Genomic DNA, 14,181 nt, shown 5'->3' with positions numbered 1-14,181 from the left:
GGCATCATCCGCGAAATGGATTGGCAGGGACCCCGGCAATGTCGAGATCGAGCGCAAATAGACCGCCGGCCAGCGGCTCTTGTTCCAGTTGCTGCGGTGACAGTCCGACGCTGGCGCTGGTGATGAACAAGGTGCGCAGCGAGGGACCGCCAAATGCGCAACTGGTGATCTGGCTGCAGGGCAGGTCGATGCGCTGCAGTTCCTTGCCCTGCGCGTCGTGACGCGTGATTCTGCTCGCGCCCCAATGCGCGATCCAGAGTCCGCCTTCCGCATCGGTCGTCATGCCGTCCGGTGAGCCGTCCTCCTTGCTGAATTGCAGAAACAGACGCTTGTTCGAAATCTCGCCGCGTTCCATGTCATAGTCGAAGGCATAGACATGGCCCTGCGCGCTGTCGTTGTGATATAGCGTCTTGTAGTCGGACGACCAGGCCGGGCCGTTGGTGACCAGATAGCCGGTATCCATGCGTTTGCACTCGCCGCCCGCGGTCAGGCGATAAAGTGAGCCGCTAGGTTGGCCGACGTCGAAATCCATGGTGCCTGCCCAGAAGCGGCCGGCTCGGTCGCATTTGCCGTCGTTGAAGCGGTTGCCGGGCAGATCCGTCTCGACGCTGGCCACCGGCGTCAGCTCCTCGGATGCCGGATTGAAATAGGCGAAGCCATGCCGGCGGGTAATCACCAGGCCGTCGGTATCGGCGCGCTCGGCAATCGCCGAGATTTCTTCCTCGAACTGCCAGGTGCGCGTTCCTTCCCTGAGCGAGTAGCGGTGCAGCCGATAATTGAGAATGTCCACCCAGTACAGCGCCTGCTCCCTGACCGACCACAGCGGTCCTTCGCCGAGCAGCGCACGGGCCTCCCATATGCATTCGGGCGTCTTCATTTGCGCCTCCTGTCCTTGTCAGTTGTTGTCTGGCTTCGTCAATGCGATTCGCGCGGCACCGGGGCACCGCTGCGGCCTACCAAGAAATCGAGATCGGCGCCGAGATGGGCCTGCTGCACATGGTCGACATACAGCTTCGCATAACCCCTGGTCGGCCGCTCCGGCGGCGTCCATTCGGTACGGCGCCGCGCAAGCTCCTCGTCGCTGACTTCCAGGTGCAGGCTGCGCTCGCCGACGTCGAGCTGGATCATGTCGCCGGTGCGCACCAGTGCAAGCGGACCGCCGACGGCAGCTTCGGGCGAGGTGTGCAGCACTACCGTGCCGTAGGCGGTGCCGCTCATGCGCGCATCGGAAATGCGCACCATGTCGCTGATGCCTTTCATCAGGACCTTGCTCGGCAAAGGCATGTTGCCGACCTCGGCCATGCCCGGATATCCGCACGGACCGCAGTTCTTGAGCACCATCACGCAGGTCTCGTCGATGTCCAGATTCGGATCGTCGAGCCGCGCATGCAAGTCTTCAATCGATTCGAACACCACGGCCCGCCCGCGATGCTTGAGTAGCTGGGGCGATGCGGCCGACGGCTTGATGACGGCGCCGTCAGGAGCGAGATTTCCCTTCAGGACCGCGATGCCGGCGGCTTCCTTGAACGGTTCGTCGATCGTCTTGATGACATCGCGGTTGTAGCAGGGCGCATCCTTGATGTTGTCGCCGATGGCCCTGCCGTTGACCGTCGGCGCATCGAGGTGCAGCAGATGCTTTATCTCGCGCATCACCGCCGGCACTCCGCCGGCATAGTAGAAGTCTTCCATCAGGTAATGGCCCGAGGGCTGCAGGTTGACCAGGCAGGGCAGGTGGCTGCCGAGCTTGTCCCAGTCTTCCAGCGTAAGTTCGATGCCCATGCGCCCCGCCATCGCAAGCAGGTGGATCACGGCATTGGTCGAGCCGCCGATGGCGGCATTGACGCGGATCGCGTTTTCGAAGGCTTCGCGCGTCATGATCTTGTCCATGGTCAGGTCTTCCTCGACCATCTGCACGATGCGCCGCCCGCTCAGCTGCGCGAGCCTGTTGCGCCGCGTATCAGGCGCAGGTATTGCCGCATTGCCGGGCAGCGACATGCCGAGCGCTTCGATCATGCTCGCCATCGTGGAAGCGGTGCCCATGGTCATGCAGGTGCCGGAGGAACGGTTCATGCAGCCTTCGGCCTCGACGAATTCCTCCTGCGTCATCTGGCCGCCGCGCACCATTTCCGACATCATCCAGACGCCGGTGCCGGAGCCGATGTCCTTGCCGCGGAATTTGCCGTTGAGCATGGGACCGCCGGATACGCCTATGGTCGGCAGCCCGCAGCTTGCCGCACCCATCATCAGGGCGGGCGTCGTCTTGTCGCAGCCCATCAGCAGCACCACGCCGTCGATGGGATTGCCGCGTATCGACTCCTCGACATCCATGCTGGCAAGATTGCGAAACAGCATGGCGGTAGGCCGAAGCTGCGTTTCGCCAAGCGACATGACGGGGAACTCCAGCGGGAATCCTCCTGCCTCAAGTACACCCCGCTTGACGAATTCGGCGAGTTCGCGGAAGTGGCTGTTGCAGGGCGTCAATTCCGACCAGGTGTTGCAGATGCCGATGACGGGGCGTCCGTCGAACTCATCAGGAGGATGGCCGGCTTTTGATGTCCAGCTTCGATGCACGAATCCATCGCGGTCCTGCTTTTCGAACCAGGCGCGGCTGCGACGTTTGGGTTTCTCCATGGTCATAGAGCTCTCGTGGGGACATTGAATGAAAAAGGGTGAAACAGTGAACTTGGTGAACTGCGAGGGAAGGGTTTCGACTTAGCATCAATATTGATTAGTCATCGATTCGAAAGTTCAGGAGAAAATCATGGCAGCACAAGCTGAGCTGGCGCGTTTCGGCAGCCTCAAGGGCAAGCGGGTATTCATCACGGGGGGCGGATCAGGGATCGGTGAAAGCATCGTCACCGCGTTTGCGGAACAGGGCGCGAAGGTGGCCTTCGTCGATATTGCGGTCGACGCCAGCCTGGCCCTGTGCGAAAAGCTTGCCGTGGCCGGCCATGAGAAGCCGGTGTTCCGCGAGTGCGACATCAGGGACATTCCGGCCTTGCAGGAAGTCATGCGCACGGTCGCTGCGGATATCGGCGACTTCGATGTGCTGGTCAACAATGCCGGTAACGACCAGCGCCACAAGCCCGAGGATGTCACGCTCGACTACTGGAACGACCGCATTGCGATCAACCAGCGTCCGATGTTTTTTACCTGCCAGGCGGTCATAGAAGGGATGAAGCGGCGCGGCGGCGGCGCCATCATCAACCTCGGGTCCACCAGCTGGCACATCGCCAACGGCGGCTATCCGGTCTACACGACGACCAAGGCCGCAGTCAGCGGACTGACGCGCGGCCTCGCCCGTGATCTCGGCCCCTACAATATCCGGGTCAATACCGTCACGCCGGGCTGGGTGATGACGGAGCGCCAGCTCACCATGTGGGTCGATGAGGCGGGGGAAAAGGCGATCGACCAGAACCAGTGCCTCAAGGGCAGGGTCATGCCCTGGCATGTGGCAAGGATGGTGCTGTTTCTCGCTTCCGATGATGCCGCGATGTGCACCGCGCAGGAGTATATTGTCGACGGCGGCTGGGCGTAAGTTCTCGGCATCGGTTCATTCCATGACGATCACAACCACGACGATGATGCATTCCTGACGGAAGATCCATTCATGACAGCACAAGACACGACCATGCTCGGCATCGACTGGGGCACCAGCAACCGCAGGAGCTACGTGCTCGATGCACGCGGCGACCTGCTGCGGCAGCACGACGATGATGCCGGCATCCTGAACGTCAACGGCGATTTCGCCGGTTCGCTGCGGGAGCTGCTGCAGACGCTGGGCCTGCAGCGGGCCAATATCGTGATGTCGGGCATGGTGGGCAGCCGCAACGGCTGGCGCGAGGCGCCTTACCTGAGCGTGGACCGGCCGCTGACCGCCCTGCATGAAAACCTGATGGCGATCGATACCGGTATTGACGGCGTGCGCTGCCGCGTGGCGCCGGGCTACAAGTACATCGACTCCAACGGCATTCCGGATGTGATGCGCGGCGAAGAGGCGCAGCTGCTGGGCGCGCTGTCCTTGAGCGGCGGCGAAGGTGCAGGGGACGGAGGCTGGTACCTGCTGCCCGGCACGCACAGCAAATGGGCGAGGGTGGAGCAGGGCCGCATCATGGAATTCCTCACCTTCATGACCGGCGAATTCTATGCACTGTTTTCCCGGCACGGCACCTTGTCGAAGGTGATCAGCGGCAAGGACGAGTCCCATCCCGATGCCTTCGCCGCCGGCGTGCGCGCTGCCGGACAGGGCAGTTTTCCGCACACGGCCTTCGGCTGCCGCGCCCTGGTAGTGACCGACATGATGCCGCCGGAGCATACCGCTTCCTACCTGTCGGGCCTGCTGATCGGCACCGAAATCCACGACATCCTGCAGCGCACGAAATCCGTCCCCGGCATGCCGGTGCAGGTCGTCGGCAGTCCCGGCCTGTCGGCCCGTTATCATAATGCGCTGGAGCTGCTGGGCATCCCTTCGCGTGCCTGGCAGCCGGACAAGGTCTATCTTGCCGCCCTGAAGGCGCTGTTCAATCTTCCGAGGTAAAACATGACAGACATCTTCCGCCCCGCAGTCCTGCCCATGGTAGCCATCCTGCGCGGACTCACTCCCCAGGAGGCGCCCATGGTGGGGCGCGTGCTGTTCAATGCCGGCTTCCGCATGCTGGAAGTCCCGCTGAATCGCCCTGGTGCGATCGAAGCCATGCAGCGACTGATCGGAATGGCGCCGGATGATGCGCTGATCGGCGCCGGCACGGTGTTGAAAGTCGCCGACGTCAATGCGGTCAAGGATGTCGGCGGCAGGCTGATCGTATCGCCGCATTGCGCCGAGGATGTGATCTCGCATGCGGCGGCCAACGGCATGATCGCCTTGCCCGGCGTCGCCACGCCAACCGAGGCGTTCCGGGCGCTGGCCGCCGGCGCTCATGGACTCAAGCTGTTCCCGGCGGAGATGATTCCACCGTCGGCGCTCAAGGCCATCCGCTCCATCCTGCCCCCGAATACGCCGCTGCTTCCGGTCGGCGGCATCAATCCGCAGAACATGGCTGGCTATGTGGCGGCCGGCGCCACCGGTTTCGGCATCGGCGGCCAGCTGTACCAGCCTGGCGTGGAAGAAGCCGCCTTGACGCGTTCGGCGCAGGCCTTCGTCGCCGCCAGAGAGAAATTGTTGCAAGGTGCATAACAGTCTTTGGGGCATTTCGGCTGCAAGGCGCTGAATCCTTGGTGCGGAATGATAAAATGGCCGGTTTCGTATTCAATCCGCAAGAAAAGGCTTCTCCGTGCTATCAACAGCAAACATCACCATGCAGTTCGGCCCCAAGCCGCTGTTTGAAAACATCTCCGTCAAATTCGGCGAAGGCAACCGCTACGGCCTGATCGGCGCCAACGGCTGCGGCAAGTCGACGTTCATGAAGATTCTCGGCGGCGATCTCGAGCCGAGCGCCGGCAACGTCATGCTCGATGCGAACGAGCGTCTCGGCAAGCTGCGCCAGGACCAGTTCGCCTACGAGGAAATGCGCGTGCTGGATGTGGTGATGATGGGCCACACGGAAATGTGGGCGGCGATGACCGAGCGCGACGCCATCTACGCCAATCCCGACGCGACCGACGACGATTACATGAAGGCCGCCGATCTCGAGGCGAAGTTCGCCGAGTACGACGGCTATACCGCCGAAGCGCGCGCAGGTGAACTGCTGCTCGGCGTCGGTGTGCCGATCGAACAGCACCAGGGGCCGATGAGCAACGTCGCACCCGGCTGGAAGCTGCGCGTGCTGCTGGCGCAGGCGCTGTTCTCGAATCCGGACATCCTGCTGCTCGACGAGCCGACCAACAACCTCGACATCAATACCATCCGCTGGCTGGAAAACGTGCTCAACGAGCGCAATTCCACCATGATCATCATTTCCCACGATCGTCACTTCCTGAACCAGGTCTGCACCCACATGGCGGACATGGATTACGGCACGCTGAAGATCTACCCCGGCAACTACGACGACTACATGCTGGCATCGTCGCAGGCCCGCGCGCAGCAGATGGCGGCCAACGCCAAGGCCAAGGAGCGCGTGGCGGAACTGCAGGAATTCGTGCGTCGCTTCTCGGCCAACAAGTCCAAGGCGCGCCAGGCCACGTCCCGCGCCAAGCAGATCGACAAGATCAAGGTCGAGGACATCAAGCCGTCCAGCCGCCAGAATCCCTTCGTGCGGTTTGAAGGCGAAAAGAAACTGCATCGCCTTGCCGTGGAGATCCAGAGCCTGTCGAAGACATACGACCGGCCGATTTTCAACAACATCGACCTGCTGGTGGAAGCGGGCGAAAAGATCGCGATCATCGGCGCCAACGGCGCGGGTAAAACCACGCTGCTGCGCTGCATCGGCGGCATGGAAATCTGCGGCCTGGCGCCTGATCACGGCGTGGCCAAATGGGCTGAAAACGCCAATGTCGGCTACATGCCGCAGGATCCGACCGAGGAGTTTGCGGTCGACAAGAACCTGACCGACTGGATGGGCCAATGGACCAAGGAAGGCGACGACGACCAGGCGGTCCGTTCCATCCTGGGTCGCCTGCTGTTTGGCGGCGACGATGTGAAGAAGTCGGTCAAGGTGCTGTCAGGCGGGGAAAAGGGCCGCATGATGTACGGCAAGCTGATGCTGGGCCGCCATAATACGCTGCTGATGGACGAGCCGACCAACCACATGGACATGGAGTCGATCGAGTCTCTCAACATCGCCCTGGACAAGTACGCCGGGACGTTGATCTTCGTCTCGCATGACCGCGAATTCGTTTCCTCGCTGGCCACGCGCATCCTGGAAGTGAAGGACGGCGAAGTGATCGACTTCCAGGGCAATTACGAAGACTACCTGAAGAGCCAGGGCATCGAGTAAAGGCTGCGGCAGGGGGGGCTTGCCGGCTCAGGTGGGCAAGCCGGCGATGGTCGTCGTTTCCGGAACCGGCTCTCCCAGATACAGCAGCTTGTCCAGCCTGTCGCGCAGGCTGCGTGCCATTTCCTGGCCCTTTGCCTTCTCCACGGCTTCGAGATACGGCTTCTTCAGCAGACGGAAGTCTTCGATCGAAGCCGCTTTCTCCACCTTGAGCTGGAGAGCGTAGCCTCGAAGGCCTATCGTGCTCTTGATGGTTTCGTTGTAGAAGCGGTAGATCGCTTCGAACTGGGTCTGTCCTTCAGGCAGCAAGGATTCGGAAGCCGGCAGCGGGGCCGGTACGTTAGCGGAACTCTCGATCTGCGCCACTGCAGAGGTGGCGGCTTGCAAAGGTACGGCGTTTGAGCCGGCTGCAACCGTCGCGACCGCGGTCGTCGCTTCCTTGATGAATCCGTCTTGCAGCAGATCGGAGATGGCTTGTTCGGTGAGCCCGATTCCCGCGACTTTTTTCAGGAGCTCATCCGCGTTCTGCTTCCCGTCGATCATGACCAGCAGGCTGCGCACTCGCGGCGAGAGGTGATATTTGCGGGTGGCGATCTCTTCGCGTCCCTTTTCAGTCTTGTCGAAAACCTTCGTCATGATTGTCTTCCTCACGTCGCAGCGCAGCATGGGCTGCCTTGTTCAGGGCCTGTTGTCGTTATTCGAAGGACAGCATGCGTCCGCTTAGCCCTTCCATCGTTCTTTTCGGAAACATGGTTCTACCGTTTTATCTTGGATGTTTCCCTAGAACATTGATATTTCTCAGCAAGTATCATCCGCTTTACTTCTAGGGTAAACGAATAAATTGCATCAAGGCAACTATTGTCGTATAAAACCCATGGCCTGGAAGTGTGCCGTTTTGGTACGGATGCCTCACCGAACATCAATTTCTCCTTGAATACGGTCATGCCGCACTTACATCGAAAGTATCGGGCATACTCTCGTTTTCGTACCGCTGGCCGTTGTTTCAATATCGACATCATGCAGATCCAACCCATCAAAACCATCGAATTCGAGCGTCCGCAGATGGATGCCGGCACCAGCTGCACCGCCAATGCGTGGGCACGCGTTCCGGCCGCGCCATCGCCTGCCGAAAAAGCCGCGCTCAAGGAGCGCATCCGCAAGCTGCTCAAGGAAAAGCAGGCCGTTCTGGTTGCGCATTACTATGTGGATGCCGATCTGCAGGATCTTGCGGAAGAAACCGGCGGCTGCGTGTCCGATTCCCTGGAGATGGCGCGTTTCGGGCGCGACCATCCGGCCAAGACCCTGGTCGTGGCAGGGGTCAAGTTCATGGGCGAAACCGCGAAAATCCTGAGCCCGGAAAAAACCATCCTGATGCCGGACCTCGACGCGACCTGTTCGCTCGATCTCGGCTGCCCGGCCGATGAATTCGCCGCTTTCTGCGATGCCCATCCCGACCGCACCGTGGTCGTCTACGCCAATACCAGCGCCGCCGTGAAGGCGAGGGCGGACTGGATGGTGACATCGTCCATCGGACTGCAGATCGTCGAACACCTGCATGCGCAGGGCAAGAAGATCCTGTGGGCGCCGGACAAGCATCTCGGCGGCTATATCCAGAAAAAAACCGGTGCCGACATGCTGCTGTGGCAGGGTTCCTGCCTGGTGCACGACGAATTCAAGGGCATCGAACTCGAATTGCTGAAGAAGGAACACCCGGGCGCGAAGATTCTGGTCCACCCGGAATCGCCGGAAGCCGTGGTCGCGCAGGCCGACGTGGTCGGTTCGACCTCGCAGCTGATCGCAGCCGCGCAATCGCTGGATGCGAAGGAATTCATCGTCGCCACCGACAACGGCATCCTGCACAAGATGCGCATGGCTGCGCCGGGCAAGATCTTCATCGACGCGCCGACCGCCGGCAACAGCGCGACCTGCAAGAGCTGCGCACACTGCCCCTGGATGGCGATGAACGGCCTGCAGAACCTGGCGGACGTGCTGGAAACCGGGCGCAATCAAATCCATGTCGATCCGGAGATCGGCCGCCAGGCTTACCGCTGCATCGACCGCATGCTGGCTTTCGCAGCCGCGCAGAAAGCCAATGTCCGCCCGAGCGGCGACCTGGCCAAGGAACAGAAACTGTTTTCGGGGATCGGTCCGGCATGAGCACATTGAAGAATCCATTCGCGCCTTTCGATGCGGGGCTGGCCGCGGCATTCGAAGCCAATATCCGCACGGCGCTGGCCGAAGACGTCGGCACAGGCGATGTGACGGGGCTGCTGGTGCCGGAACATGAAATGGTGCAGGCCCGCGTGCTGGTACGGGAAGATGCCGTGCTCTGCGGCGCCCCCTGGTTTGAAGGCGTGATGTGCCAGCTCGACCCGCGCATCAAGATCCAATGGCATTACGCCGAAGGCGCCGGGATGACGGCGGATTCTCAGGTTTGCCTGATCGAGGCGCCGGCGCGCGCCTTGCTGACGGCGGAACGCTCTGCGCTCAATTTCCTTCAGCTGCTGTCGGGCGTGGCCACGGCGACCCGCCAGTATGCGGATGTCGTCGCCGGAACCCGCGCTTCGGTACTGGATACGCGCAAGACATTGCCGGGCTTGCGGCTGGCGCAGAAATACGCGGTGCGCGTCGGCGGAGGCAGGAATCAGCGCCTGGCGCTGTACGACGGCATTCTGATCAAGGAAAACCATATTGCGGCTGCCGGCGGCATCACCGCAGCGATGCGGGCCGCGCAGGCGCTCAATGCCGGGGTGTCGATCCAGATCGAGGTCGAGAATCTCGCGGAACTCGAAGAAGCGCTGAATGCGGGCGCCAAGTCCATCCTGCTGGACAATTTTTCGCTGGACATGATGCGCGATGCCGTCAAGCTCACGGCCGACCGCGCAGTGCTCGAAGCCTCGGGCGGCATCAACATGTCGACCGTGCGCGCGATTGCCGAAACGGGCGTCGACCGCATTTCCATCGGTAGCCTGACCAAGGATGTGCGCGCTACTGATTATTCACTGCGGGTGATCGGCTGAACTGGCTGCATGCCTGCCGTTGACGGGAGAAATAGAAATGGCCGGTCGAGTGACCGGCCATTTTGCGTTAAGCCCCTGCGTTGACCAACATCCTTACCGCTTCGACGGCGGCAGCACCGTCGGCAAGGCCTTGGGCAGGGTGTCCGGATAATCCTGGCTGTAATGCAGCCCGCGGCTCTCGCGGCGCGAGAGGGCGCTTTCTACGATCATTGAAGCCACATCGACCAGATTGCGCAGTTCCAGCAGGTCGCGGGTGATGCGGAAATGCGAGTAGTACTCGTAGATCTCTTCGCGCAGCAGGCGGATGCGGTGCTGAGCGCGCTCCAGGCGCTTCGTGGTGCGCACGATGCCGACGTAATTCCACATGAAGCGCCGCAGTTCGTCCCAGTTGTGCGCAATCACCACTTCCTCGTCCGCATCCGTCACCCGGCTCTCGTCCCAGGCCGGCAAGGGCAGGGACCGCGGCTTCGGCTGCTGCTCAATGTGCTGCGCCGCCGCGCGGCCGAGCACCAGGCATTCCAATAGCGAATTGCTGGCCAGGCGGTTGGCGCCGTGCAGGCCGGTATAGGCGGTCTCTCCGACGGCATACAGGCCCGGCAGGTCGGTGCGGCCCATGGAGTCGGTCACCACTCCGCCGCAGGTATAGTGCGCGGCCGGCACCACCGGAATCGGCTGCTTGGTGATATCGATGCCGAATTCCAGGCAGCGCGCATAGATCGTCGGGAAATGCTCCTTCAGGAATTCCGGCGGCTGGTGGCTGATATCGAGGTCGACATGATCCAGGCCGCGCTTCTTGATTTCGAAGTCGATGGCGCGCGCCACCACGTCGCGCGGCGCCAGTTCCGCCCGCTCGTCATGCCACTCCATGAAACGCTGGCCGGCCGCCGCGCCCGCCGTATCCGGCAGTTTCAGCAGCCCGCCTTCGCCACGCACGGCCTCGCTGATCAGGAAGGATTTGGCATACGGATGATAGAGGCAGGTCGGATGGAACTGGATGAACTCCATGTTGGCGACGCGGCAGCCGGCCCGCCAGGCCATCGCGATGCCGTCGCCGGTGGCGGTATCCGGATTGGTGGTGTAGAGATACACCTTGCCTGCGCCGCCGGTAGCCAGCACCGTCTGGTCGGCCGCAAGCGTCATCACCTTGCCGGAATTGACATCCTGCACATACAGTCCGACGCAGCAGGGTGTGCTGCGGGGAGCTGTGGCGGGAGCAGTGCCGTCGAGCTTGTCGGACTTGATCAGGTCGATGGCGTAATGATGCTCGAGTATCGTGATGTTCGGATGGGCCCGTGCTTTCTCTTCCAGCGTGACCTGGACCGCATGGCCGGTTGCATCGGCCGCGTGGATGATGCGCCGCTGGCTGTGGCCGCCTTCGCGCGTCAGGTGGTAGCCGAGTTCCGCGGTGGGATCCTTGGTGAACGGCACCCCCTGTTCGATCAGCCATTCGATCGCGGCGCGGCTGTGTTCGACGATGTAGCGCGTCGCCGTTTCATCGCACAGGCCGGCGCCCGCAACCAGGGTATCCGCGATATGCTGCTCATGGCTGTCGCCGGAATCGAGGACGGCGGCAATGCCGCCCTGCGCCCAGTTGCTGGCGCCGTCGAGCAGGGTACGCTTGGAAATCACCGCAACCTTGCGGGTTTTGGCAAGATGCAGGGCAACGGACAATCCGGCGAGACCGCTTCCTACAATGGCAACGTCAAATTTCATAAGATAAGAACGGTTTTGTTGCGGTTTCATGACATGACTCCACATCTTACCATCTGACAATGGACGCGGTTTTGAAGCGTACGGAGAAAAGGGCCCGGGAGCGGCCGTGCAATTCAGGAGGATGACACTTATGACAACAACATCAAGAAAAGTTGCCCGCGCCGCGGGTTTGCTGCTGGCCTTTCTCTTGGCCGCTGCGCTTGCGGCCGCCTTCTGGTACCGGTCGGCGAGCCAGCCGGCCGTCGATGGAACGATACGGCTCAGCGGCGTGCAGGCCGAGGTAGACATTGTGCGCGATGCGGAAGGCATCCCGCATATCTATGCGAAATCGGAGCAGGATGCCTATTTCGCGCTCGGTTTCGTGCATGCTCAGGACAGGCTGTGGCAAATGGAAATGAACCGCCGCATCGCTGCCGGGCGCATGGCTGAAATCCTTGGTCCCAACGCCGTCGATACCGACCGTTTCCTGCGCACGCTCGGTGTACGCCGCAATGCGGAGCGCATTTTCGCCAACCTGTCCGCCGAAACCCGGACCGGACTGGAATCGTATGCAAAGGGCGTGAACGCCTACCTTTCGACCCGCAAGTCGCCCTTGCCGCCGGAATTTCTCCTCACCGGTGCTGCGGCACCCGAACCCTGGCATCCCGTCGATTCCATCGGCTGGCAGACCATGATGGCTTGGGACCTCGGTGCGAACTGGTCGCAGGAAATCCTGCGCATGCGCCTGTCGCAGCGAATGCCGCTCGACCGCATCAACGAATTCCTTCCGCCTTACCCCGGCGACCCGGTGCTCGAAACCCGGGATTACACCCTCATGTACGGCGACATGATGACCATTGCCGGCGAACTGACGAAAATCGCCGCCATCGCACCGCCTTCGCTGGTGGAAGGCATGGGCTCGAACAACTGGGCGGTCAGCGGAGCCTTGTCCGCCACAGGCAAGCCCTTGCTTGCCAATGATCCCCATCTAGGATTATCGGCGCCGGCGCTATGGTATTTCGCCCATCTTTCCGCGCCGGGCTTCGATGTGGTCGGTGCAACCCTGCCCGGCATACCGAGCGTGGTCCTCGGGCGCAACAGCCGGATCGCATGGGCATTCACCAATACCGCATCTGACGTGCAGGACTTGTACATCGAGCGGATCGACCCGGACAACGCCGCGCAATACCAGACGCCCGATGGCTGGGCGGCATTCACCGTGCGCAATGAGACCATCAAGGTCAAGGGCGCGCCGGACCAGCAGCTGACGGTGCGCGAGACCCGCCACGGTCCGGTCATCAGCGGCGCGCTGCCGGTAGTCGACCGCAGTGCGCTCGATGCAAAGAAATACGCGGTCTCGTTTGCCTGGACCGCCTTGCGTGCCGATGACATGACGCTGCAGGCCGGCATGAAGATCAACCATGCCGCCAGCTGGGAGCAGTTCCTGGCAGGGGCGGCCGAATTTACGTCGCCGCATCAGAACATGGTCTATGCCGATGTCGATGGCAATATCGGTTTCGTCGCCGCGGGCAGGGTGCCGGTCCGCAAGCCGGAAAACGACTTGAAAGGCCTTGCGCCGGCACCGGGCTGGGATGCGCGCTACGACTGGGACGGCTTTCTTTCCTTCCGCGACCTGCCGCAGGAATTCAATCCCCCAACCGGAAAGATCGTCACCGCTAATCACAAGATCGTCGGACCCGGCTACAAGCACTTTCTGACGAGCGAATGGAGCATGCCGTACCGCGCCGACCGCATCCATTTCCTTCTGGAAGGAACGCCCAGGCACAGCCTGGACAGCTTCGCGCAGATGCAGAAAGATGACGTCTCGCTGGCCGCCCGGGAAGTGCTTCCGCTGCTGCGCAAGACGGCGCCGAGATCGGAACGCGCCCGCGCGGCGCTCGGGCTGCTCGCGAACTGGAATGGAGAAATGCGGACGGACAGTACAGCCGCGCTGATCTACAGCGCCTGGATGCGGGAAATCTCGAGCGAAATTTTCCGCGATGAACTGGGAGAGGCGCTGATGAAGGATTATTTCGAGCACCGCAACGTCCAGCAGTCGACAGTGAATGTCCTGTTCGACAGGCAGGGGCAGGGCAGGTGGTGCGCGGATGTGAGCAAGCCCGCCGATGAAAAGCCGCAGACCTGCGCAGAACTGCTGTCGACCGCGCTGGAAGTCAGCTTGGCCGATCTTGAGAGACGTTACGGGAGCGACATGGATAAGTGGCGCTGGGGCGACGCCCATGTCGCGCGCTCCGAGCACCGTCCTTTCTCGAAGGTTGATTTCCTTGCGCGATTCTTCGATATCCGGGTGCCGTCACCGGGCGATACGCATACCGTCAACGTCGGCAGATACAGCCTGCGCGATGACAAGGAGCCGTTCGCCAACCGCCACGCAGCCAGTTTGCGGGCAATCTACGACCTTGCTGACCTGGAAAACTCGCGCTTCATTCATTCGACCGGGCAGTCCGGCAACCTGCTGTCACCGCTGTACCGAAATCTCTCCCAGCGCTGGGTCGACGTGCAATATATCCCGTTGAAGACCCGGCGCCCGGCTGTGGAAAAAGGCAGCGTCGGCGTCCTGAAGCTGACGCCCGGCTAAA

At 61.8% G+C, this 14,181-nt stretch carries 11 protein-coding genes; 7 read left to right on the top strand and 4 right to left on the bottom strand.

Annotated features, from left to right (window positions below; translation table 11 throughout):
• Positions 1 to 4 precede the first annotated feature (4 nt).
• Positions 5 to 877 (bottom strand): SMP-30/gluconolactonase/LRE family protein, encoded by an 873-nt coding sequence (locus tag IGW03_RS04545; protein WP_194721343.1) that lies wholly within the window; start codon positions 875 to 877, stop codon positions 5 to 7.
• 38 nt (positions 878 to 915) lie between these two features.
• Positions 916 to 2,637, bottom strand: coding sequence for an L-arabinonate dehydratase (araD, locus tag IGW03_RS04540; protein WP_194721342.1), 1,722 nt, complete (start codon positions 2,635 to 2,637; stop codon positions 916 to 918).
• Positions 2,638 to 2,761: 124 nt separating this feature from the next.
• Between araD and IGW03_RS04535 the strand changes: the two genes are divergently transcribed.
• The 4 genes from IGW03_RS04535 to IGW03_RS04520 all read left to right on the top strand — a co-directional run bounded on the left by IGW03_RS04535 (position 2,762) and on the right by IGW03_RS04520 (position 6,872).
• Positions 2,762 to 3,538 carry an SDR family NAD(P)-dependent oxidoreductase gene (locus tag IGW03_RS04535; protein WP_194721341.1) on the top strand — a complete coding sequence of 259 codons (777 nt, stop codon included), beginning with the start codon at positions 2,762 to 2,764 and terminating at the stop codon, positions 3,536 to 3,538.
• Between the two features lie 72 nt (positions 3,539 to 3,610).
• Positions 3,611 to 4,537, top strand: a complete 927-nt coding sequence (locus IGW03_RS04530; protein WP_194721340.1) for a 2-dehydro-3-deoxygalactonokinase — start codon at positions 3,611 to 3,613, stop codon at positions 4,535 to 4,537.
• Between the two features lie 3 nt (positions 4,538 to 4,540).
• Positions 4,541 to 5,173 (top strand): 2-dehydro-3-deoxy-6-phosphogalactonate aldolase, encoded by a 633-nt coding sequence (locus IGW03_RS04525; RefSeq protein WP_194721339.1) that lies wholly within the window; start codon positions 4,541 to 4,543, stop codon positions 5,171 to 5,173.
• 97 nt (positions 5,174 to 5,270) lie between these two features.
• Positions 5,271 to 6,872 carry an ABC-F family ATPase gene (locus tag IGW03_RS04520; protein ID WP_194721338.1) on the top strand — a complete coding sequence of 534 codons (1,602 nt, stop codon included), beginning with the start codon at positions 5,271 to 5,273 and terminating at the stop codon, positions 6,870 to 6,872.
• A gap of 27 nt (positions 6,873 to 6,899) precedes the next feature.
• On the opposite strand, the gene IGW03_RS04515 is transcribed toward IGW03_RS04520, so the two are convergent.
• Positions 6,900 to 7,505: a hypothetical protein gene (locus IGW03_RS04515; RefSeq protein WP_194721337.1), complete on the bottom strand. Its 606-nt coding sequence runs from the start codon at positions 7,503 to 7,505 to the stop codon at positions 6,900 to 6,902.
• 381 nt (positions 7,506 to 7,886) lie between these two features.
• Here IGW03_RS04515 and nadA point away from each other — a divergent pair, with 381 nt between their 5' ends.
• A complete protein-coding gene (gene nadA / locus IGW03_RS04510; protein ID WP_194721336.1) occupies positions 7,887 to 9,026 on the top strand; it encodes a quinolinate synthase NadA in 1,140 nt (379 codons plus the stop codon).
• The gene (gene nadC, locus IGW03_RS04505; RefSeq protein ID WP_194721335.1) at positions 9,023 to 9,889 is read left to right on the top strand and encodes a carboxylating nicotinate-nucleotide diphosphorylase; all 867 of its coding nucleotides are present in this window, start codon (positions 9,023 to 9,025) and stop codon (positions 9,887 to 9,889) included. Before nadA ends, nadC begins: the two co-directional genes overlap by 4 nt.
• A gap of 93 nt (positions 9,890 to 9,982) precedes the next feature.
• Here nadC and nadB read toward each other — a convergent pair whose 3' ends face one another.
• The gene (gene nadB / locus IGW03_RS04500) at positions 9,983 to 11,602 is read right to left on the bottom strand and encodes an L-aspartate oxidase (protein ID WP_194721676.1); all 1,620 of its coding nucleotides are present in this window, start codon (positions 11,600 to 11,602) and stop codon (positions 9,983 to 9,985) included.
• A 130-nt stretch (positions 11,603 to 11,732) separates the two neighbouring features.
• On the opposite strand from nadB, the gene IGW03_RS04495 reads away from it, so the two are divergent.
• Positions 11,733 to 14,180, top strand: a complete 2,448-nt coding sequence (locus IGW03_RS04495; protein ID WP_194721334.1) for a penicillin acylase family protein — start codon at positions 11,733 to 11,735, stop codon at positions 14,178 to 14,180.
• Position 14,181 lies beyond the last annotated feature (1 nt).

The sequence above is a fragment of the Noviherbaspirillum malthae genome (assembly GCF_015352985.1).
GTDB lineage: Bacteria > Pseudomonadota > Gammaproteobacteria > Burkholderiales > Burkholderiaceae_D > Noviherbaspirillum > Noviherbaspirillum malthae.
This window is presented reverse-complemented; position numbering and strand designations above follow the sequence as displayed.